This window comes from Cellulomonas sp. P4_H12, assembly GCF_056400905.1.
In genome coordinates this window covers 32,358-54,006 of sequence record NZ_JBFUKJ010000026.1, presented here as the reverse complement: position 1 = coordinate 54,006, position 21,649 = coordinate 32,358, and the positions used below count along the sequence as shown (strand labels likewise).

Below are 21,649 nucleotides of genomic sequence, written 5' to 3'. Positions count from 1 at the left end.
CGACGCCGGCCGCGCGGAGGCCGCTCGACCCTGCCGCGCTTGTGACCCGTGGTGCTGGTGGGGCGGTTGAAGGCGCCCGTTCGTGCTCACACGCACCAAGTGCGGCAGCCTCCGACGACGACCACGCCCGTCGGCCACCCGCCCACAGCAACCGCCACCCGACCGCGCATCCACAGAACTGACCCATGCGGATCTGCGCGCCACGCAGCTGCGGTCGGATCCGCAGGTGCCGTCTCCCATCTCGCAGCAACTGACGGCGCTCGGCGGTGCCGGGCGGCGCAGCGACCTCGTGCGACGACGTGCCGACGACGACGCGCTGGGACGGGCGGTCGCCGACGGGTCGGTTCTCCGCGTCGGGCGGGGCGTGTACCGGCTGCCCGGCGCACCGAGCGCAGTCGTGGCCGCGGCGACGCACGGTGCGCTCGTGGCCTGCATCTCCCCCGCCGAGCTGGCCGGCGTTGCCCTCCTCCGTGAGCCGGACCGTCCGCACGTCGCGGTGCCTCGGAACCGCGGGGCGCTGCGGTCCGCGGTCCGCGACACGACCCCGTGCGTGATCCATCGTGAGGGCGCGGCTGGCGTGCGGCGGACACCGGGACGCATCGCCGTCCCGGTGGCGACAGCACTCGCGCGCATGCTGCTCTGCTGCCCCCCGGAGGATGCCGTCGTCGCCATCGACAGCGCCCTGAACCGACGGCTCACGACGAGGGCGGCGATCGAGAGCTCGCTGGGCCTGACGGCGCCCGTCGCGGCACGCGTCGCCCTGGACAGGGCGGACGGCCGGAGCAGGTCGCCGATCGAGTCCGTTGCGCGGCTCGCTCTACGGGCGGCCGGGTTGGCGGTCGAGGTCGGGGTCGTCATCCCGATGGTGGGGGAGGTCGACCTGGTCGTCGGCGGCCGCGTTGTCGTCGAGCTCGACGGGTACGCCTTCCACTCCGGCCGGCGTGAGTTCCGCGAGGACCGGCGTCGCGACCGGGAGCTCGCGCTCCAGGGGTACGTCGTCCTGCGATTCACCGCCGAGGACGTGCTGCGGGACATCCCGCGGCTGGTGGCGGTGGTCGCGGCTGCCGTCGGCGCTGCTCGGCGCTGAACGTCCGAGCCGGTCAACCCTGCCGCACTTGTGACGCCTGTGGCAGGAGGGGCGTCGCGCCCGCACCACCTCGCCCACCCGTCACAAGTGCGGCAGGGTTCGACGGACGCCACGACGACGCCTCGGCGCGCTCACCTAGGATCGGCGGCATGTCTCGCATCCTCTCGGCCGTCGCGTGGCCCTACGCGAACGGCCCCCGCCACATCGGTCACGTCGCCGGCTTCGGTGTCCCGTCGGACATCTTCAGCCGCTACATGCGGATGGCGGGCAACGAGGTGCTCATGGTGTCGGGCACCGACGAGCACGGGACGCCGATCCTCGTGCTGGCCGAGCAGGAGGGCGTGAGCCCGCAGGAGCTGGCGGACCGGTACAACCGCGTGATCGTCGAGGACCTGACCAACCTGGGCCTGTCGTACGACCTGTTCACCCGCACGACCACGCGCAACCACTACGCGGTCGTGCAGGAGATGTTCCGGACGGTGCACAAGAACGGCTACATGATCGAGCAGTCGACCATGGGCGCCATCTCGCCGAGCACCGGGCGCACGCTGCCCGACCGGTACGTGGAGGGCACCTGCCCGATCTGCGGGTACGACGGCGCGCGGGGCGACCAGTGCGACAACTGCGGCAACCAGCTGGACGCCATCGACCTGATCAACCCGCACAGCCGGATCAACGGCGAGACGCCCAAGTTCGTCGAGTCCAACCACTTCTTCCTCGACCTGCCGGCGTTCGCCAGCGCGCTCGAGGCGTGGCTGCGGACCCGCGAGGGCTGGCGGCCGAACGTCCTGAACTTCTCGCTCAACCTCATCGACGACCTGCGCCCGCGGGCCATGACGCGGGACATCGACTGGGGCATCCCGGTCCCGCTCCCCGGCTGGGAGGACAACCCGAACAAGCGGCTCTACGTCTGGTTCGACGCCGTCATCGGGTACCTGTCCGCGTCGATCGAGTGGGCGCGGCGCAGCGGCGACCCGGACGCGTGGCGACCGTTCTGGAACGACCCCGAGGCCCTGAGCTACTACTTCATGGGCAAGGACAACATCACGTTCCACTCGCAGATCTGGCCGGCCGAGCTGCTGGCCTACGACGGTCGCGGGACCAAGGGCGGCGCACCGGGCGAGTTCGGCACGCTCAACCTGCCCACCGAAGTGGTGTCCAGCGAGTTCCTCACCATGGAGGGCAAGCAGTTCAGCTCGTCGCGCGGCGTCGTCATCTACGTCCGTGACCTACTGTCCCGCTACCAGCCGGACGCTCTGCGGTACTTCCTGTCGGTCGCCGGCCCGGAGAACCAGGACTCCGACTTCACGTGGGCGGACTTCAAGACGCGCACCAACTCCGAGCTCGTCGCGGGGTGGGGCAACCTGGTCAACCGCACGGCGAGCCTGATCCACAAGAACTTCGGCGAGGTGCCGACGCCCGGAGAGCTGTTGCCCGTGGACCAGGGCTTGCTCGCGACGACCGCGGCGGGGTTCGGCAAGGTCGGCGAGCTGCTCGGCGGGCACCGCAACAAGGCGGCGATCGGCGAGGCGATGCGGGTGGTCCAGGAGGCCAACCGGTACATCTCCGAGACGGAGCCGTGGAAGCTCACGGGCGACCGCGACCGTCTGGGCACGGTCTTGCACACGGCCGCGCAGGCGGTCAGCGACGCGAACACGCTGCTCGCGCCGTTCCTGCCGCACTCCGCGCAGAAGGTGCACGAGACGCTCGGCGGCACGGGGACGTTCTCGCCGCTGCCCCGGATCGACGAGGTCACCGACCTCGACGACGACTCGCGGCACTACCCGATCATCACGGGCGACTACGCGCTCGGCCGGACGGTCGCGCCGTGGCAGTCGAACCCGATCGTGCCCGGGACGCCCATCGCCAAGCCGGTGCCGGTGTTCACCAAGCTCGACGACTCGATCGTCGAGGAGGAGCTCGAGCGGCTCCGGCAGGCCTGAGTGGCGAAGCGACCGACCGACCGCAGCTGGCCGGCAGCGCCCGAGCCGCTGCCGGTCGCGGTCGTCGACAACCACACGCACTTCGACACGGTGCTGCCGTGGCGGGCCGACGGCTGGGACCCGACGCTCGCCGACCACCTCGAGCGCGCCGCATCCGTCGGGGTGACCCGCATGGTGCAGGTGGGCTGCGACCTGCCCGCGATCGCGTGGACGGACGCGGCCGTGCGCGAGAACCAGCAGCTGCTCGGTGCCGTCGCGATCCACCCGAACGAGGCGGTCCGGCACGCCGGGATCGTGGAGGGGGCGCCCGACGGTCTCGAGCCGGAGCCGCCCCACGAGGTGTCGCTGGACGACGCGATCGCGGAGGTCGCGCGGGTGGCGCGGGCCAACGACCGCGTCCGCGCGATCGGCGAGACCGGCCTCGACCACTTCCGCGCGGGTCCGCGCGGCCGCGCGGTGCAGCGCGAGGCGTTCCGCGCGCACGTTGCGCTGGCCAAGGAGCTCGGCCTCGCGCTGCAGATCCACGACCGCGACGCGCACGACGAGGTGGTCGAGGTGCTGCTCGCCGACGGGGCGCCGGACCGCACGGTCTTCCACTGCTTCTCCGGGGACGCGGAGCTCGCCCGCCTGGCCGTCGCGCACGGCTGGTACCTCTCCTTCGCCGGCCCGATCTCGTTCAAGGCCAACGACGAGCTGCGTGCCGCGCTGCGCGAGGTCCCGCCGAGCCTGCTGCTGGTCGAGACCGACGCGCCGTACCTGACCGTGCACCCGTTCCGCGGCCGGCCCAACGCCCCGTACCTGCTGCCGGGCACGGTCCGCACGGTCGCGGAGGTCACCGAGCGACCGCTGGAGGACGTCTGCCGCGCGCTGTCGGCGACGTCCGAGGCTGTGTACGGGACCTGGTGAGAGGTATGTCCCGTTCTGTCGCCGGACACACGGGTGACCGTGGTCCCGCAGGGCGGATCTCGACTACCCGCCTCGGTCACGGATCGGTTACGGTCGGTGCTGCTCGACGCGCACCTGGACACCTGTCCGGGCGGCGGTCCGGGCATCGGCCGAGAGGAACCACCGCGTGAGCCCCGACCCGGAGCGTGCGACGCAGCGTCGCGGACTCCGTGGTCGACGTGCCGTGCGGGTGGTGGCCCAGGCCGCCGTGCTCGCTGTCGTGGCCGGCGCGACGAGCGCGTTCGCGGTGCTGCACAAGACCGTGACGGTGGACGTCGACGGCAGCTCGGTGCAGGTCGAGGCGTTCGGGCGGACCGTCGGGGACATGCTCGCGAGCGGCGGCATCACCGTCGGCGACCGTGACCTGGTGGCGCCCGCGATCGACCAGCCGATCTCCCGCGCGGGCCAGATCGTCGTGCGGCACGGGCGAGAGATGGACGTGGAGGTCGATGGCACGGAGCGCGCCGTGTGGACCACCGCGCTCACCGTCGGTGAGGCCGTGGACGGCCTGGGGCTGCGTGACGACGAGGTCCGGCTGTCCGCCTCCCGGTCCGCGGAGCTCGGGCGTGATGTGCTGCGGGTCTCGACGCTCAAGACGATCCATCTCGTGGTCGACGGCCAGGTCATCGACGGCGTGAGCAGCGCGGCCACCGTGCGCGACTCGCTGCGCGACATCGGGCTCGTCCTGCAGGACGGCGACCAGGTCTCGGTGCCGCTCGACGCGACCGCGGTGGACGGCCTGGTGGTCCTGGTGACCCGGGCGAGCACCACCGGCGAGACGGTGACCGAGGCCATGCCGTTCGAGTCCCAGGAGGTCGAGGACCCCGGGATGGTCAAGGGCAACACCGTCATCGCGACCAAGGGCAAGGCCGGCGTGCGCACCACGACGTACCAGCTCGAGGTCGTCGGCGGCGTCGTCGTCGGCCGCACGCCGATCGCCTCGGTGGTCACCGTCCCGCCGGTCGCGCAGGTCACCAAGGTCGGCACCCGCGAGCTCCCGGACCCGACCGTCGTCGCCGTGGAGCCGGGCACCGCGCAGGCGCTCGGCAAGGAGATGGCGGCCGCCCGGGGCTGGGGCGACGACCAGTTCGCGTGCCTGCTCTCGCTCTGGAACCAGGAGAGCGGCTGGCGCGTCAACGCGGCCAACAGGTCCTCCGGCGCGTACGGCATCCCGCAGGCGCTGCCGGGCTCGAAGATGGCGACGGTCGGCGCGGACTGGCAGACGAACCCCGCCACGCAGATCACCTGGGGCCTCAACTACATCGGCGGCCGCTACGGCAGCCCGTGCGGCGCCTGGGCGCACCACGAGTCCGCGGGCTGGTACTGATCCCGTCCGGTTCACCCGGGTGAGGGCGGATTGCTGCTGTGACGGCACTCACGCCCGCTGACGTGCGACGACGCCCTCGGGCGGGGTGAAACCAGCACGGATATAGCGCAAATCGGCGCAGGCGCGCTTGGCAATCGGGTCACGATCCGGTTACGGTCGGTGCGCTCCGCGATCTGGACATCGGCCCATCACCGCCGACCACCGGTCCCGCTGGGCATCGGCGCCCGCTCCGAGTGGGCCGCCGTGACGGCCGGATCGGGGATCCGGGACCGACGGGTGACGCCCCCCTCCGGGTGTCTGCCGGACCTCCGACGAGAGGCCCACCGCCGGGCGCCGCGCACGCGGCGCGCTCCGCCCCCCGTGCCCGGGCACCTCGACGGCTGGAGCCCCGTGCAGTTCCCGAACCTCACCCCTGGTCCTTCCGCGCGATCCCGCGCCACGTCCGAGCCCGACAGCCCGGACCAGCCCGTCACGAAGGACCGTCGGTCCGGTCGGGCACGCATCCTCCCCATCACCGCCGCCGCCGTGGCACTCGTCCTCGCGGGCGGCTCCGCGGCGTTCGCGCACGCGCAGAAGTCCGTCACGCTCGACGTGGACGGCGACGTCACCCAGCTGAGCACGTTCGCCGGCTCGGTCGACGGCCTGCTGGAGAAGCAGGGCGTCGTCGTCGGCTCCCGCGACGTCGTGAGCCAGGACGGCTCCCTGAGCGAGGGCGCCGAGATCGTCGTCCGCCACGCGCACCAGGTCGCCGTGTCCGTCGACGGCCAGGAGCAGTCCGTGTGGACCACCGCGCTGTCCGCCGACGAGGCGCTCGACTCCCTGGCCGCGCGCGGTCAGTCGGTCGCGCTCGTCGCGTCGCGGTCCGCCGCCGGCGGCCGTCCGGAGATGGCCCTCGACCTCGCGGTGCACGGCCCCGCCGACGTCCTCGTCGACGGCCAGACGCTCCCCGTGGTCGATGCCGACGCGCGCGTCGCCCAGGTGCTCGGCGAGCTCGGCGTCACGCTGAACCCGCTCGACCGCGTCTCGGTCGTGCGCAACGACACGGGCCGCGTCCAGGTCGTCGTCAACCGCATCGCGACGCAGGACGTCACCACCACGCAGGAGGTCGCCTTCGCGTCCACCACGCAGCAGGACGCCTCGCGGTACACCGACCAGAAGCGCACCCTCACGGCGGGCGTCCCCGGCGTCCGCACGATCGTCGAGCGCGTCACCACGATCGACGGCGTCGAGTCGGGCCGCGTCACGCTGTCCGACGCGGTCACGCAGGCTCCCGTCGACGAGGTGCTCAGCGTCGGGACCAAGGCGCGCCCGGTCGTCGTCGTGCCCAAGAAGCCGGCCGCCAGCGCGGCTGCCCCGGCGTCGTCCGGTACGCCGGTCACCGCCGGCGGCGACGCCGACTCGCTCAACTGGGCCGCCCTGGCCCGCTGCGAGTCGGGCGGCAACCCCGCGTCGGTCTCCGGCAGCGGCAAGTACTACGGGCTGTACCAGTTCTCGCTGAGCACGTGGGCCGCCGTCGGCGGTTCCGGTCTCCCGTCGCAGGCCTCGCCCGACGAGCAGACCGCCCGCGCGAAGATGCTCTACAACCGCTCGGGTGCCGGCCAGTGGCCCGTCTGCGGGAAGAACCTCTTCAGCTGATCGCCTGCAGGAGCCCCCGTCCGGATCGCCGGGCGGGGGCTTCTGTCGCGCTCGCCTAGGCTCGTGCGCATGTCGACCACCACCACGCTGCTCGGGCCTGCGGAGATCCGCGAGCTGGCGGAGCGCGCGGGCGTGCGCCCGACCAAGCAGCTCGGCCAGAACTTCGTGCTCGACGGCGGCACGGTGCGCAAGATCGTTCGCCAGGCGGACGTCGCCGACGGCGACCGGGTGGTCGAGATCGGCCCGGGCCTCGGGTCGTTGACGCTGGGCCTCCTGGAGGCCGGGGCCGACGTGGTCGCCGTCGAGATCGACCCCACCCTGGCGCGGCTGCTGCCGAGCACGGTCGCGCGGCACGTGGCCGGGCTGACGGTGGTCGCGGGTGCCGACGACGAGCCCGTGGTGCTCCGCGACGAGGCGGGACGCGACCGCCTGACGATCGTGCTGTCGGACGCCCTCGACGTGCACGAGCTGCCGGGACCCCCGCCGGTCGCGCTCGTCGCGAACCTGCCCTACAACGTCTCCGTGCCGGTGCTGCTCACGTTCCTCGAGCGGTTCGACTCGCTCGAGCGGGTGCTCGTCATGGTCCAGGCCGAGGTGGCCGACCGGCTCGCGGCGCCCCCGGGCAGCCGCACCTACGGCGTGCCGTCCGCGAAGGCGGCCTGGTACGCGTCGGCCCGCCGGACGGCCACCGTCGGGCGCACGGTGTTCTGGCCGGCGCCCAACGTCGACTCGGCGCTCGTGCGGTTCGACCGCCGCGAGCCGCCGGTGACGGACGCCCCCCGGGAGGCCGTGTTCGCGGTCGTCGACGCGGCGTTCGCACAGCGCCGCAAGATGCTCCGGTCGGCGCTCGCGGCCCTCGCCGGCTCGGCGGACGCGGCGGTCGCCGCGCTCGAAGCGGCCGGCGTCGACCCGCAGGCGCGCGGCGAACGGGTGGACATCGGCGGCTTCGCGCGCATCGCGGAACACCTCGGGCCGGTCGCGGGGCGACCTGGCACAGTGGAGCCGTGACGCTGACCCCCGTGGCCCCGCTGCCCGAGCACGAGGTCAAGGTCCGCGCGCCCGGCAAGGTCAACCTCTCGCTGCGGGTGGGTCCGCGCCAGGACGACGGGTACCACGCCCTGTCGACGGTGTTCCAGGCGGTCTCGGTGTTCGAGGAGGTCGTCGCGACGCCCTCCGACCGCCGCCAGCTCACCGTGAGCGGCCCGCAGTCCGAGCTGGTGCCGACCGACGGCACGAACCTGGCGCTGCGGGCGGCGACCCTGCTCGCCGAGCGCGCGGGCGTCGATGACGGCGTGCACCTGCACCTCAACAAGGGCGTGCCGGTGGCCGGCGGCATGGCGGGCGGCTCCGCCGACGCCGCGGCCGCGCTGGTGGCGTGCGACGCGCTCTGGCGCACCGGCCTGAGCCGCGACGACCTGCTGGACCTGGCCGCCGAGCTGGGCTCCGACGTGCCGTTCGCGCTGGCGGGGCACACCGCGGTCGGGTCGGGACGCGGTCATCTGCTCACGCCCGCGCTGTGCCGGGGCGAGTTCCACTGGGCGTTCGCCGTGCAGGACCGCGGGCTGTCGACCGCCGCGGTGTACGCCGCGTTCGACCAGCTGCACGGCTCGGCGGTCGTGCCGGACCAGGAGGACGACGTCCCGCTCATGCAGGCGCTGCGCGCGGGCGACCCGCGGGCGCTCGGCGCCGCCCTGCACAACGACCTGCAGATGGCCGCCCTCGAGCTCGACCCGGGCCTGGCCGAGCCGCTCGCCGTCGCGCAGGACGCGGGGGCCCTCGGCGTGGTCGTGTCCGGCTCGGGCCCCACGGTCGCCGCGCTCGGCCGCAGCCGGCAGCACGCGCTGGTGCTCGCCGCGGCGTTCACGGCCTCCGGCGTCGCGGACCGTGTGCTCACCGGCGCCGGCCCCGTGGCGGGCGCGCGCGTGGTCAGCAYGACCGACTGAGTCCGCCCACGCGCCCCGAGCCGCAGGAATCTGCGGATCGGGGCTCGTCCAGACCTCTCGGTGCAGATTCCTCGATCTTGACAGGCGTCCGCGCGGTGCAATACTTAAGCGCATGCTTAACAATGGCGAGCTGGACAAGGTCTTCAAGGCCCTGTCCGACGCGAGCCGGCGCGCGATGGTCGAACGGCTGGCGCGCGGCCCGGTCTCCGTCAGCCAGCTCGCCGAGCCGTTCGCGATGTCGCTGCCGGCCGTCCACCAGCACCTCGCCGTGCTGGAGGACGCGGGCATCGTCACCTCCCACAAGATCGGCCGCGTCCGGACGGTCCAGCTCGCCGCCGACGCCCTCACCGGCGCCGGGGAGTGGATGGGCCGGCAGCGGCTGCCCGCCGAGCGTCGGCTCGACCGCCTCGGCGACTTCCTCGCAGCACCGACACCCCCTCGAGAGGACCACTGACATGACCACGCAGACCACCCGCAGCACCGCGCACGCGACCTTCGTCATCGAGCGCACGTTCGACGCCCCGCTGGACCGCGTCTGGGACGCGTTCGCGGTCCCGGAGCAGCACGCCCAGTGGTTCGGCAGCGACCCGGGCTTCGCCGAGACCGAGGCCTCCGACGACTTCCGCGTCGGCGGGCAGGCGGTCCAGGACGGCCAGTGGCACGGCGGCCCCACCAGCCGGTACGTCGCCACGTACACGGACATCGTCGAGCGCGAGCGCATCGTGTCGACGTACGACATGTGGGTCGACGGCGAGCACCTGTCGACGTCGCTGACCACCACGGAGCTCGAGGCGGTCGACGGCGGCACCCGAGTCACGTTCACCGAGCAGGGCGTCTACCTGGACGGCAAGGAGGACGGCAGCGGGCGCGAGGAGGGCTTCCGCGGCATCCTCGAGACGCTCGCGGCCTACCTCGCGCGCTGACGCCCGCCGAACCCGACATGGGTGCCGCCCCGGGTGTCGGTGACGGCACCCATGTCGGGTTCGACGGCTCAGGCGCACGCGGCCGCGCCGTCCGCCGACGTGACGACGCCGCCCGGCGGGGACCACGGGGTCTCGACGGGCGGGGACGGGCTCGCCGGGTCGACCGTGGCGACCGGCGCGGGCGGCGCCTCGCCCACGGGTTGGTCGGCGGCGATCCGCGCCCACAGCTCCGCGGCGGCGGGCGTCGCCTCCACGCGGTCCTTGTCCGCACTCGCCTGCGCCGTCGGCATCGAGACGAACACGATCCGGTCCGCCTGCAGGTGGTGCAGCGAGAGCCCGAACCCGGCCAGGTCGGTGAGCGACTGGAAGCCGCTGCTCGCCGCCAGCGAGCTGGTGGCGGCCTGGGCGAACCGGAGCATCGCGCCGGGGTCGGTGAGCACGTCGCGGCTGAGCACCGAGCGCGACATCGCGGCCATGAGGTCGTGCTGACGGGTGATCCGCCCGGTGTCCGAGCCATCGCCGATGTTGTGCCGCGCGCGGGCGAACTGCGTCGCCGTGAGGCCGTCGAACACCTGCGGTCCCGCCTTCACGTGCAGGCCGGTGACGTCGTCATCGAGGTCGGTGGGCAGGCACATGGGCACCCCGCCGATGGCGTCGACCATGTCCCGCAGCCCCACGAAGTCGACCAGGACCAGGCCGTCCAGCCGGACGCCGGTGAGGCTCTCGACGGTCTTCCACGTGCACGCGGACGCGGATCGGACGTCGTGGCCGTGGTTCCAGCCGACGGCGAACGCCTCGTTGAACTGTCGGTTCGACCGGGCCGGCGTCGTGGAGCCGTCCGTCATGGTGCAGGAGGGGCGGTCGGCGAGCAGGTCGCGCGGGATGGAGACCAGCTCGACCCGCGACCGGTCGGCGGCCACGTGGGCGACGATCGTGGTGTCCGAGCTCATCCCGTCGTTCTCGCCGCCGATCGCCGCGTTCCCGCCGCTGCGGTCGTCGGACCCGACGATCAGCAGGTTCACCGGTGAGCCGGCGCGCGAGTCGCCGGGCGCCGACGCCGTGGGGGAGGGGCGCGACCGCTCGTCGCCGACCAGGCCCGTGAGGTCGACCGCGTCGATGTTGGACTGCAGGCTCAGGTAGACCGCCGCCGCACCCCCGGCGCCGAAGGCGAGGACGCCGACCACTCCGAGGCCGACCGCCCGGGGCCACGTCCGGCGGTGCTCGCGCGCGTGCTGCGTCATGCCTCGGACGCTAGCCCGCAGGTCAGGGCGGCTATCGGCGGTCCGGGTGGAGGCTCTGTGCGGGTCTGCGGGTAGCCTTCACGGAAATGGCTCACCTTCTCGGCGCGGACCGCGTCACGCTCACGCTCGGCACCCGCACCCTTCTCGACGAGGTCTCGCTTGGGCTCGACGACGGCCAGCGCATCGGCGTCGTGGGCCCCAACGGCGCCGGCAAGTCGACACTCCTGCGTGTGCTGTCCGGCATGCAGGGTCCCGACGACGGCCGCGTGACCCGGGCCGGCGGCGTGCGTGTGGCCGTCCTCGAGCAGCGCGACGACCTCCTGGCCGGCAGCACCGTCCTCGACGTCGTGCACGGGTCCGCCGACGAGCACGAGTGGGCGACCGACTCCCGCATCCGCGCGGTCCACACCGGCCTGCTGGCCGACGTCGCGCTCGACGCCGACGTCGCGACGCTCTCGGGCGGGCAGCGGCGACGCGTCGCGCTCGCGGCCCTGCTGGTGCGCGACGACGAGGTGCTGGTGCTCGACGAGCCCACCAACCACCTCGACGTCGAGGGCGTCGCGTGGCTGGCCGCCCACCTGGTCGAGCGCTACCAGCGCTCGAACGGCGCGCTCGTCGTCGTCACGCACGACCGCTGGTTCCTCGACGCCGTCTGCACCCGGACGTGGGAGGTGCACGACGGGACCGTCGACCAGTACGAGGGCGGGTACGCGGCCTACGTGCTCGCGCGCGCCGAGCGGGCCCGGACCGCGTCGACCGCCGAGGAGAAGCGCCAGAACCTGCTGCGCAAGGAGCTCGCCTGGCTGCGCCGCGGTGCTCCGGCGCGGACCTCCAAGCCGAAGTTCCGGATCGACGCGGCGAACGCGCTCATCGAGAACGAGCCGCCGCCGCGCGACCAGCTGAGCCTGACCCGCATGGCGACCGCGCGGCTGGGCAAGGACGTCCTCGACATCGAGGACGCGTCGGTGGTCTACGGCGACCGGGTGCTGCTGCACGACATCACGTGGCGGCTCGGCCCGGGCGACCGGGTGGGCCTCGTCGGCGTCAACGGTGCCGGCAAGACCTCCCTGCTGCGGCTCCTGTCCGGGCGCCAGCAGCCGAGCACCGGCCGGGTGAAGCGCGGCAAGACCGTGCAGGTGGCTGAGCTCACCCAGGACGTCGAGGACCTCGACGAGCTGGCCGGTCTGCGGGTCATCGAGGTGATCGAGAGCGAGAAGCGCTCGGTCGTCGTCGGCGGCAAGGAACTGACGGCCGCGCAGCTGGTCGAGCGGCTCGGCTTCGACCGCGAGCGGTCCCGGACCCCCGTGCGCGACCTGTCCGGCGGGGAACGTCGGCGGCTGCAGCTGCTGCGGCTGCTCGTCGGCGAGCCCAACGTGCTGCTGCTCGACGAGCCGACCAACGACCTCGACACCGACACGCTCGCCGCGCTCGAGGACCTCCTCGACGGCTGGCCGGGCACCCTGATCGTCGTCTCGCACGACCGGTACCTGCTCGAGCGGGTCTGCGACACGCAGATGGCGCTGCTCGGCGACGGCCTGCTGCGCCAGCTGCCCGGCGGCGTCGAGCAGTACCTGGACCTGCGGCGCACCGCGACGGCGACGGCGTCCTCCCCGCTGGACGCCCGGCCCGCGAGCACGGCGGCGCCGGCGGAAGTGTCACCCGCGGACCTGCGCACGGCCCGCAAGGAGATCGCCCGGATCGAGCGGCGCCTCTCGCGCATCGCCGATCAGGAGGCGGTCCTGCACCAGCGCATGTCGGACCAGGCGACGGACCACCAGGCGGTGATCGCGCTCGATGCGGAGCTGCGCGCGCTGGCCGCAGAGAAGGACGAGCTGGAGACGGCCTGGATGGAGGCCGCGGAGATCGTCGGCTAAGCCTCGCGGCGCATGCTGCGCAGAGCCAGGGCCGACGCGGTACCCATGGTGAGCACCGCCCCGAGCACGACCAGCAGGGGCGCCGTCCAGCCGCCGCTCGACGCGTGCACCGCGCCGAGCACGGACGGCCCGAGGGCCGCGCAGCCGTAGCCGATGCTCTGCACGGTCGCGGACATGCGGCGCGCCGCGGCCTGCGACCCCGCGGTCGAGGCGATCACGGTGAAGATGACGGCGAAGTTCCCGCCCTGCGCCACGCCGGCGAACGTGCACCACAGCGCCCACCCGGACGGCGCGAGCAGCAGGCCCAGCGGCAGCGCGACCCAGCCGACGGCGATCGCCGCGGACACGGCAGCGACCGGCGCGCGCCGACCCAGGGCGATCGGCACGGCGATGCCGCCGACCATGCCGAACAGCTGGAAGAGCGCCGCGGCACCGCCCGACGCGGCGCGCTCCAGCCCGAGGGTGTCGTGCAGCACCGACGGCAGCCACGCGCTCACCGCGTAGTAGCCGAACGCCTGCCCGGCGAACGCCACCGCCAGGAGCCAGGTGACCGGCCGCCGCCACACGTTCGGGGCCCCCGCGGAGGCGACGAGCACGACGGGCTCGGCCTTGCCGATCGGGTACGCCTTCTGCCACACCACCAGCGCGACGACGGCCAGCAGCCCCCAGGACGCGAGCGCCCAGCGCCAGCCGACCAGGGCGGCCAGCGGCGCGGTGAGGGTGGTGGTGAGCACGCTGCCGCCATTGAGCGCCGCGGTGTAGAGGCCGGTGACGCGGGGGACGTGGCCGGGGAAGTCGCGGCCGATGACCACGGGCACGGCCACGTTGCCGGCGGTGATGGCGACGCCGATGAGCACGGTGCCGACGAGGGCGGTGGCGAACCCGTCGGAGGAGCGCAGCAGCGTGCCGGCCAGCACGGTGACCAGCGACGCCGCCACTACCCGGCCGGTGCCCAGCCGCCCGAGCAGCACGGCCATGAGCGGCGTCGCGAGCGCGAAGCACAGCACGGGGATGCCGGTGAGCAGCCCGACGCTCGCGGCGCTCAGGCCGAGGTCGGCGCGGACGTCGTCGACCACCGGCGCCAGAGCGGTGATCGGCGCGCGCAGATTGAGCGCGTAGAGCAGGACAGCGGCGAGCAGGAGTCCCCGGGCGGCGGACCGGGCCGCCGTCATGCCCTCACGACGCGTCGAACGGCGCGGTCACCTCGCGCAGCAGATCGGCGAGCCGGTCGCGGTCCGCCTCGTCCAGGTCGCCCAGCAGGCCGCGCTCGACGTCGAGCAGGTCGGCGAACGCCGCGTCGACCCGGGCCAGCCCGACCGGGGTGAGCTGCACGAGCACGCCGCGGCGGTCGTCGGGAGCCGGCTGCCGCTCCACCAGGCCGTGCTCCGCCAGGCGGTCGATGCGGTTGGTCATGGTGCCGCTGGTGACCAGCGTCTGGGTGAGCAGCGCGCCGGGGGAGAGGCGGTACGGGGCGCCGGCCCGCCGCAGCGCGGACAGGACGTCGAACTCCCACGTCTCCAGGTCGTGCCGCGCGAACGCGGAGCGCCGGGCGAGGTCCAGGTGCCGCGCGAGGCGGCTGACCCGCGAGAGGACCGTCAGCGGGCGGACGTCGAGGTCCGGGCGCTCGCGCTCCCAGGCGAGGACGATCCGATCGACCTCGTCGCGGGACCCCGGGGCGTCCGGGGACGTGCGTGCCACCATGACGCGAGATTACTCGACGTCGACAGAGATCCCGGTCACACGCTGCCGGTCAGGGTGGGCCGCCGCTCCAGTCCCGACAGCCCGTTCCAGGCCAGGTTCACCAGGTGGGCGGCGACCACGTTCTTGCTCGGGCTGCGGGCGTCGAGCCACCACTGCCCGGTGAGCGCGACCATGCCKACCAGCATCTGCGCGTAGATCGGCGCCGTCTTGGGGTCCTGGCCCTGGTTCTTGAACTGGTCGGCCAGCAGGTGCTCGACCTGGGTGGCCACGTCACCGATCAGGCTCGAGAAGGTGCCGGTCGCCTGCGCGACGGGCGAGTCCCGCACGAGGATGCGGAACCCGTCCTCGGAGGCCTCGATGTACCCGAGCAGGGCCAGTGTCGCCCTCTCGACCACCTCCTTGGGGTGGCCGCCCACCTCGAGCGCACCCGTGAGGGCGGTCGTCAGGGCCTGGATCTCGCGGTCGACGACGACCGCGTAGATGCCCTCCTTGCCGCCGAAGTGCTCGTACACCACCGGCTTGGACACCTCGGCGCGGGCGGCGATCTCCTCCACGCTCGTGCCGTCGAAGCCCTTCTCGGCGAACAGGCGGCGCGACACGTCGAGCAGCTGGGCGCGCCGCTGCGTCCCCGTCATCCGGGAGCGGGGTGCACGCTTGCTGTCGGTGGCCACGGGGCCATCATGCCGCTCGGGGGGCTCCGCCCCTGGCAGACTTGGCGGCCACGGCGCCCCGCGCGCCGGTCCGCCCTGGTGTAACGGCAGCACGCCGGCCTTTGGAGCCGTGCAGTCCAGGTTCGAATCCTGGGGGCGGAGCCGTCGAGGCGGTACGGTGCGAATCATGGCGACGACGCGCGGCAGGCGTGCTCCGTTCCTCCTGCTGGGCATCCTCGTGTTCGTCGCGATCTCGCAGGTGGTGGACCTCGCCGTCGGTGCGCCCGAGGTGGGTGTACGGGTTGGCGTGCTGATCGCCGCCGCGGTCGGTGCCGTGCTGACCGGCGTCTGGATCGCCCGCCGCAAGCGCGTGGTGCCGGAGCCGCCACGACCGCTCACGCCCGCACCGGAGGATCCGGACGCGGCGGGAGCGACCTCCGCGCCCGGGTAGAGTTCACGGTGCGCACGAGATTCGCCGCCCGAGACCCGGGCAGATCCGCGAGGAGCACCCCCAGGTGACGTTCCCCCGCCCGGCCGCCGTCGTCGTCCTCGCCGCAGGTGAAGGAACCCGGATGCGCTCGGCGACTCCGAAGGTCCTGCACACGCTCGCCGGCCGCAGCATGGTCGGCCACGCGCTGGCCACCGCCCGCGCCCTCGACCCCGGCCGCGTCCTCGTCGTGGTCCGCCACGAGCGGGAGCGCGTCGCCGCGCACGTCCGCGAGCTCGACCCGCAGGCCCTGCTGGCCGACCAGGACGAGATCCCGGGCACCGGGCGCGCCGTCCAGGTCGCCATGACGGCCCTCGACGCCGCCGCGCAGGCGGACGCCGCCGAGGACACCACCGTCGGCTCCGCCACGCACGCGCAGGTGGTCGGCGCGGTCGTCGTCATCGCCGGGGACGTGCCGCTGCTCGACGCCGCCACGCTGCACGAGCTGCTCGAGGCGCACCACGCGGACGGCAACGCCGTCACGGTGCTCACCACCGAGGTGGCCGAGCCCACCGGCTACGGCCGGATCCTGCGCGAGCCCGGCACCGGCGACGTGCTCGGCATCGTCGAGGAGAAGGACGCCGACGAGGGCCAGCGCGCGATCACCGAGATCAACTCCTCCATCTACGTGTTCGACGCGGGCGTCCTGCGCGGCGCGCTCGGCCGGCTGGGGCGCGACAACGCGCAGGGCGAGGTGTACCTGACCGACGTGCTGGCCATCGCGCGGACCGACGGCGGCCACGTGCGCGCGCTGCGCACCGACGACCCGATGCTGGTCGAGGGCGTCAACGACCGCGTCCAGCTGTCGGTGCTCCGCGCGGAGCTGAACCGCCGCATCCTCGAGGACTGGATGCGCGAGGGCGTCACGGTCATCGACCCGGCGACCACGTGGGTGGACGTCGACGTCGAGCTCGAGCGCGACGTCACGCTGCTGCCGGGTACCCAGCTGCACGGCGCCACCGTGGTCCGCGAGGGCGCGACGGTAGGCCCCGACACCACGCTGACGGACGTCGAGGTGGGGCCGCGGGCCAGCGTCGTGCGCACGCACGGTCTGCTCGCGGTGATCGGTGCGGACGCCAGCGTCGGCCCGTTCGCCTACCTGCGCCCGGGGACGGTGCTCGGTGAGGCCGGAAAGATCGGCACCTTCGTCGAGACCAAGAACGCGCAGATCGGCACCGGGTCCAAGGTGCCGCACCTGTCCTACGTGGGCGACGCGACCATCGGCGAGCACACCAACATCGGCGCGGCGTCGGTGACCGTGAACTACGACGGCGTGAACAAGCACCGCACGACGATCGGGTCGTACGCCCGCACCGGGGCCGACAACATGTTCGTCGCGCCGGTCACCATCGGCGACGGGGCGTACACGGGAGCCGGCAGCGTGATCCGTCGGGACGTGCCCTCCGGGGCGCTCGGCGTCAGCGCGGGCGCGCAGCGCAACATCGAGGGCTGGGTCAGCCGGGCGCGCGCGGGCACCGCTGCCGCCGCCGCGGTCGTGCGTCGCCCCGAGGCCGACGAGCTGTCGCCGCAGGCCCGCGCCGAGCGCGAGCGCGCCTCCGCCGCGTCCGCCGACACCCCACCGCCCGCCCACCCTGACTCCACCGACCCGAACACGAAGGACTCCGCACGATGACCGGGATCATCTCCTCGGACGGTGAGAAGCGTCTGGTTCTCCTCTCGGGGCGCGCGCACACCGACCTCGCCACCAGCGTCGCGGCCCACCTGGGCATCGAGCTCCTGCCGACGACGGCGTACGAGTTCGCGAACGGCGAGATCTACACGCGCTTCGGGGAGTCCGTGCGCGGCGCCGACACCTTCGTGCTGCAGTCGCACGCGTCGCCGATCAACACGTGGATCATGGAGCAGCTGCTCATGGTCGACGCGCTCAAGCGGGCGTCCGCCAAGACCATCACCGTCGTCGCGCCGTTCTACGGGTACGCCCGGCAGGACAAGAAGCACCGCGGTCGCGAGCCGATCTCCGCGCGCCTGATGGCCGACCTGTTCAAGACCGCCGGCGCCGACCGGCTCATGAGCGTCGACCTGCACGCCGCGCAGATCCAGGGCTTCTTCGACGGTCCCGTCGACCACCTGTGGGCCATGCCGATCCTCACGGAGTACGTGCGCACCCGGGTCGACACCACCAACGTCACGGTCGTCTCGCCGGACGCCGGCCGCATCCGCGTGGCCGAGCAGTGGGCCGCCAAGCTCGGTGGCGGGCCCCTGGCGTTCGTGCACAAGACGCGCGACATCCGCAGCCCCAACAAGACGGTCGCCAACCGCGTCGTCGGCGACGTCGAGGGCCGCAGCTGCGTGCTCGTCGACGACCTCATCGACACCGCCGGCACCATCGCCGGTGCGGTGCGCGTGCTCCTCGAGGCCGGCGCCAAGGACGTCATCGTCGCCGCCACGCACGGCGTGCTGTCCGACCCGGCGGTCGACCGCCTGCAGGACTGCGGCGCGCGCGAGGTCGTCATCACCGACACGCTGCCCATCGCCGACGACCGCCGCTTCCCCACGCTCACGGTGCTGTCGATCGCGCCGCTGATCGCTCGGGCCATCCGCGAGGTCTTCGACGACGGCTCGGTGACGTCCCTGTTCGACGGCCAGGCCTGATCAGCGGGTTGGGCAACCGGCCGTCCAGCGGGTAGTCTCTCCAGGTTGCCTCGGCGAGGGACGAAGGACGGTCGACTTCCAGGACTGCCTCCGCTCCGTGATCGACTGGGCGAGCGCCTCCGCGTGCCCGTCCTGCGTCCCGCGTCGAGGCCACCACTTCTGTCTTCATCGCGGTCTTGCGCCGCCACCAACACAGCCACCACGTCGGCCCGCTGCGCCGACGCCAGCACTGGGGAGTACACGTGTCCGAGGTCAAGCTCGTCGCCACCACCCGTTCCGAGTTCGGCAAGGGTGCCGCGCGCCGCCTGCGCCGCGCCGGCCAGATCCCCGGCGTCCTCTACGGGCACGGCTCCGACCCGCTGCACGTCGCCCTCCCGGGCCACGACACGATGCTCGCGGTGAAGCACGCCAACGCGCTGTTCGCCATCGAGCTCGACGGCAAGACCACGCTCGCGATCACCAAGGACGTCCAGCGCGACGTCGTCAAGAACACGATCGAGCACGTCGACCTGCTCATCGTGAAGAAGGGCGAGAAGGTCTCCGTCGACGTCCCCGTGACGATCGTCGGCGAGTCGGCCCCCGGCACCATCCACGTCGTCGAGACGCAGACGCTGTCCCTCGAGGCCGAGGCGACGCACCTGCCGACCGAGGTCCAGGTCGACATCGAGGGCCTCGCGGGCGGCTCCAGCGTCTCGGCCGGCGCGATCACGCTGCCCGAGGGCTCGCTGCTGCTGTCGGACCCCGACCTCACGGTCGTGTCCGTCAGCGTCCCGCACGCCTCCGCCGAGGACGTCGCCGCCGACGAGGCCGCCGCGGAGATCGCCGCGTCGCAGTCCGCCGCGTCGGCCGCCGCTGCCGAGTCCGAGGCCTGAGTCACCCTGTAGTTCCAGCACGCCCGGTACCGTTCCTTACGGTGCCGGGCGTCGCTGTCCCCGCACCTGCGCATGAGGAGAACCGATGACCGACGGACCCTGGCTGGTCGTCGGCCTCGGCAACCCCGGACCGCAGTACGCGGGCAACCGCCACAACGTCGGCCAGATGGTGCTCGACGAGCTGGCGCGCCGGACCGGCGCGACGTTCGGTTCCCGTGCGTCGGGGCTGCTGTCCCGCCGACCTCAAGCGGCCGTCGCCGAGGCGCGCCTCGGGGTGCTGCCCGGCGGGGCGCCCGGACCGCGCGTCGTGCTGGCCAAGCCCACCACGTACATGAACGTCTCCGGCGGCCCCGTCGCCGCGCTGGCGAAGTACTACGACGTGCCGGCCGAACGTACGGTCCTGGTGCACGACGAGCTCGACATCCCGTTCGCCGACGTCCGGCTCAAGTGGGGCGGGGGAGAAGGTGGCCACAACGGGCTCCGGGACACGACGAAGGCGCTGGGCACCAAGGAGTACGTGCGCGTCCGCGTCGGCGTCGGGCGCCCCCCGGGCCGGATGGACCCCGCGGACTTCGTGCTGCGCGACTTCGCGAAGCCCGAGGTCAAGGACCTGCCGTGGCTGATCGACGCCGCCGCGGACGCGGTCGAGCTCGTCGTCACGCAGGGCCTCGAGGCCGCGCAGCTCAAGTTCCACACGAAGCGCGACGCCTGACCTGTCGGCTCGCACCGGCGCCGCGGCCCCGGTCGTGGTCCGATGAATGTCGAGCACCCCAAAGCATCCCAAGGGGGTGAAGTATGGGTGAAAACGGACAAAAGGGTCTATCTCGCAACGTTTCGCCCGCATAGCCTCCGAGTCGGACAACTGGTCCACAGGGGCGGCGAACGGGTAGACGATGACGATCCTCGAGGATCCGGCGGAGAACATGGATGTTCTCCTCGACCGGCGCAGGGCCGCAACCGGGCCGCGGCTCTCGTGGGCATCGACGGAGCCTTTCGTCACGCACCCCCGACCCGAGCTGCCCGCGTTCGACGCGGAGCACTGGGGGTCGGTGGCCTCCCACTACGTGCGCCAGGCGCTCGTCGTGGACCTCGTCATCGCCGCGTTCGTCGTGGCTGCAGCCGCTGCTCTGGGCACCGCGTCGGGCTGGTGGGCGCTCGTCGCCGCTGCCGCGTTCCTGCTCATGGTCGCCGCCGGGCGTGGCTACGACCGCAAGTCGCTCGGTGACGGGCCGGTCGAGTTCCAGGCCGTGCTCCGCGCCGGCGTCGGGTCGGCCGCGGTCGTGGCGCTCGGCAGCGTCGCGCTCGCCATCCCGCTGCCCCGCATCCAGGTCGCCGCCACGGTGGTCGTGCTCACGATCTCGACCGCGGTCGGCCGGCACCTGCTGCGCAGGTCGCTGCACGCGCGCCGCAGCCGCGGGGTCGCGATGTCGCGGACCCTCGTCGTCGGCGACGCCGCTTCGGTGCATCACCTCATCCACGACCTGCGCGGCGCCACCTACCACGGCTACCAGGTGGTCGGCGTGTGCCTGCCGGCGATCACCGACCGGCCCCCGCAGGACGGCGTCCCCACCCTCGGTGCGCTCGCCGACATCCCGCAGGTCGCCTACGACCACCAGGTCGACGTCGTCATCGTCTCGGGCAGCGAGCTGTCGGGCGACGCGCTGCGCCGCCTGTCGTGGGCGCTCGGCCGCGCGGGTGTCGACCTCGTCGTCGCGCCGGGCCTGGTCGAGGTGCTCGGGCCGCGTGTCCACCTGCGCCCGACCGCCGGCCTGTCGCTGCTCGAGGTCGAGACCTCGTCCCCCCGGCGACGCATGCTCGCCAAGTCGACGCTGGACCGCTCGCTGGGCACCGTGATCCTGCTGGCGGCCGCACCGGTCATCGCCTTCGCCGCGCTCGCCGTCCGACTCACCAGCCGCGGTCCCGCGTTCTTCCGCCAGCGCCGCATCGGCGTCGACGGACGCGAGTTCACCATGTGGAAGCTGCGCAGCATGTACGTCGACGCCGAGGCCCGCCGCGCGGCGCTCCTCGACAGCAGCGACCGCGACGGCCTGATGTTCAAGATGCACGACGACCCGCGGATCACGCGCGTCGGCAAGCTCCTGCGCCGCTACTCCATCGACGAGCTGCCGCAGCTGTGGAACGTCGTCCGCGGGGACATGTCGCTGGTGGGCCCGCGCCCGCCGCTCCCGCAGGAGGTCGACGCCTATCACGACGCCGTCTATCGCCGGCTCCGCGTGCGCCCGGGCCTCACCGGCCTGTGGCAGGTGAGCGGTCGCGCCGACCTGTCCTGGGACGAGTCGATCCGGCTGGACCTGCGGTACGTGGACAACTGGTCCGTGGCCATGGACCTGATGATCCTGTGGAAGACGGGGCGCGCCGTGTTCGGCGGCTCCGGCGCGTACTGACGC

General features: G+C 73.3%; 20 protein-coding genes, 1 tRNA gene and 1 pseudogene. 18 read left to right on the top strand and 4 right to left on the bottom strand.

Features of this window, described 5'->3' with window-relative positions:
- The first annotated feature begins 226 nt into the window (after positions 1-226).
- The 9 genes from AC1DQC_RS15370 to AC1DQC_RS15330 all read left to right on the top strand — a co-directional run bounded on the left by AC1DQC_RS15370 (position 227) and on the right by AC1DQC_RS15330 (position 9,803).
- On the top strand, positions 227-1,087 hold the full coding sequence (locus AC1DQC_RS15370) for a DUF559 domain-containing protein (RefSeq protein WP_477052112.1): 861 nt from the start codon (positions 227-229) through the stop codon (positions 1,085-1,087).
- A gap of 149 nt (positions 1,088-1,236) precedes the next feature.
- Positions 1,237-3,030 (top strand): methionine--tRNA ligase, encoded by a 1,794-nt coding sequence (gene metG, locus AC1DQC_RS15365; protein ID WP_477052111.1) that lies wholly within the window; start codon positions 1,237-1,239, stop codon positions 3,028-3,030.
- Positions 3,031-3,936, top strand: a complete 906-nt coding sequence (locus AC1DQC_RS15360; protein WP_477052110.1) for a TatD family hydrolase — start codon at positions 3,031-3,033, stop codon at positions 3,934-3,936.
- Positions 3,937-4,102: 166 nt separating this feature from the next.
- On the top strand, positions 4,103-5,302 hold the full coding sequence (locus AC1DQC_RS15355; protein WP_477052109.1) for an aggregation-promoting factor C-terminal-like domain-containing protein: 1,200 nt from the start codon (positions 4,103-4,105) through the stop codon (positions 5,300-5,302).
- 525 nt (positions 5,303-5,827) lie between these two features.
- The gene (locus AC1DQC_RS15350; protein ID WP_477052108.1) at positions 5,828-6,937 is read left to right on the top strand and encodes a ubiquitin-like domain-containing protein; all 1,110 of its coding nucleotides are present in this window, start codon (positions 5,828-5,830) and stop codon (positions 6,935-6,937) included.
- Positions 6,938-7,006: 69 nt separating this feature from the next.
- Positions 7,007-7,945, top strand: a complete 939-nt coding sequence (rsmA, locus tag AC1DQC_RS15345; protein WP_477052107.1) for a 16S rRNA (adenine(1518)-N(6)/adenine(1519)-N(6))-dimethyltransferase RsmA — start codon at positions 7,007-7,009, stop codon at positions 7,943-7,945.
- Complete coding sequence (locus tag AC1DQC_RS15340; protein WP_477052106.1) at positions 7,942-8,880, top strand: 4-(cytidine 5'-diphospho)-2-C-methyl-D-erythritol kinase; 939 nt, start codon at positions 7,942-7,944, stop codon at positions 8,878-8,880. Before rsmA ends, AC1DQC_RS15340 begins: the two co-directional genes overlap by 4 nt.
- Positions 8,881-8,992: 112 nt before the next feature.
- On the top strand, positions 8,993-9,334 hold the full coding sequence (locus AC1DQC_RS15335; protein WP_477052105.1) for an ArsR/SmtB family transcription factor: 342 nt from the start codon (positions 8,993-8,995) through the stop codon (positions 9,332-9,334).
- 1 nt (position 9,335) lies between these two features.
- On the top strand, positions 9,336-9,803 hold the full coding sequence (locus AC1DQC_RS15330; protein ID WP_477052104.1) for an SRPBCC family protein: 468 nt from the start codon (positions 9,336-9,338) through the stop codon (positions 9,801-9,803).
- A gap of 68 nt (positions 9,804-9,871) precedes the next feature.
- On the opposite strand, the gene AC1DQC_RS15325 is transcribed toward AC1DQC_RS15330, so the two are convergent.
- Positions 9,872-11,044: an LCP family protein gene (locus tag AC1DQC_RS15325; RefSeq protein ID WP_477052103.1), complete on the bottom strand. Its 1,173-nt coding sequence runs from the start codon at positions 11,042-11,044 to the stop codon at positions 9,872-9,874.
- An 86-nt stretch (positions 11,045-11,130) separates the two neighbouring features.
- Between AC1DQC_RS15325 and AC1DQC_RS15320 the strand changes: the two are divergent.
- Together AC1DQC_RS15320 and AC1DQC_RS15315 are read left to right on the top strand one after the other, a co-directional pair.
- Positions 11,131-11,599, top strand: a pseudogene (locus AC1DQC_RS15320) (ATP-binding cassette domain-containing protein); the annotation flags it as partial.
- Positions 11,600-11,715: 116 nt separating this feature from the next.
- The gene (locus AC1DQC_RS15315; RefSeq protein WP_477052122.1) at positions 11,716-12,918 is read left to right on the top strand and encodes an ABC-F family ATP-binding cassette domain-containing protein; all 1,203 of its coding nucleotides are present in this window, start codon (positions 11,716-11,718) and stop codon (positions 12,916-12,918) included.
- On the opposite strand, the gene AC1DQC_RS15310 is transcribed toward AC1DQC_RS15315, so the two are convergent.
- Genes AC1DQC_RS15310 through AC1DQC_RS15300 form a run of 3 tightly spaced genes read right to left on the bottom strand, consistent with a single transcriptional unit; the run spans position 12,915 to position 15,254 of the window.
- Entirely contained in the window at positions 12,915-14,090 is a 1,176-nt protein-coding gene (locus AC1DQC_RS15310; RefSeq protein WP_477052102.1) for an MFS transporter, read from the bottom strand. The two genes, AC1DQC_RS15315 and AC1DQC_RS15310, sit on opposite strands and share 4 nt — an antisense overlap.
- A 4-nt stretch (positions 14,091-14,094) precedes the next feature.
- Complete coding sequence (locus AC1DQC_RS15305; protein WP_456823127.1) at positions 14,095-14,619, bottom strand: MarR family winged helix-turn-helix transcriptional regulator; 525 nt, start codon at positions 14,617-14,619, stop codon at positions 14,095-14,097.
- 35 nt (positions 14,620-14,654) lie between these two features.
- Complete coding sequence (locus tag AC1DQC_RS15300) at positions 14,655-15,254, bottom strand: TetR/AcrR family transcriptional regulator (RefSeq protein WP_477052121.1); 600 nt, start codon at positions 15,252-15,254, stop codon at positions 14,655-14,657.
- A 105-nt stretch (positions 15,255-15,359) separates the two neighbouring features.
- Between AC1DQC_RS15300 and AC1DQC_RS15295 the strand changes: the two genes are divergently transcribed.
- From AC1DQC_RS15295 to AC1DQC_RS15265, 7 genes are all read left to right on the top strand, one after another.
- Positions 15,360-15,431: transfer RNA gene (locus AC1DQC_RS15295), tRNA-Gln, on the top strand.
- 25 nt (positions 15,432-15,456) lie between these two features.
- A complete protein-coding gene (locus AC1DQC_RS15290; RefSeq protein ID WP_477052101.1) occupies positions 15,457-15,720 on the top strand; it encodes a hypothetical protein in 264 nt (87 codons plus the stop codon).
- A 64-nt stretch (positions 15,721-15,784) separates the two neighbouring features.
- Positions 15,785-17,389: a bifunctional UDP-N-acetylglucosamine diphosphorylase/glucosamine-1-phosphate N-acetyltransferase GlmU gene (gene glmU / locus AC1DQC_RS15285; RefSeq protein WP_477052100.1), complete on the top strand. Its 1,605-nt coding sequence runs from the start codon at positions 15,785-15,787 to the stop codon at positions 17,387-17,389.
- A complete protein-coding gene (locus AC1DQC_RS15280) occupies positions 17,386-18,369 on the top strand; it encodes a ribose-phosphate diphosphokinase (RefSeq protein WP_477052099.1) in 984 nt (327 codons plus the stop codon). The genes glmU and AC1DQC_RS15280 overlap by 4 nt, the downstream gene beginning before the upstream one ends.
- Positions 18,370-18,611: 242 nt before the next feature.
- Positions 18,612-19,241, top strand: a complete 630-nt coding sequence (locus AC1DQC_RS15275; RefSeq protein WP_477052098.1) for a 50S ribosomal protein L25/general stress protein Ctc — start codon at positions 18,612-18,614, stop codon at positions 19,239-19,241.
- Positions 19,242-19,326: 85 nt separating this feature from the next.
- Positions 19,327-19,953: an aminoacyl-tRNA hydrolase gene (gene pth, locus AC1DQC_RS15270; RefSeq protein ID WP_477052097.1), complete on the top strand. Its 627-nt coding sequence runs from the start codon at positions 19,327-19,329 to the stop codon at positions 19,951-19,953.
- Between the two features lie 181 nt (positions 19,954-20,134).
- Positions 20,135-21,646 carry a sugar transferase gene (locus AC1DQC_RS15265; RefSeq protein ID WP_477052096.1) on the top strand — a complete coding sequence of 504 codons (1,512 nt, stop codon included), beginning with the start codon at positions 20,135-20,137 and terminating at the stop codon, positions 21,644-21,646.
- The last annotated feature ends 3 nt before the right edge of the window (positions 21,647-21,649 follow it).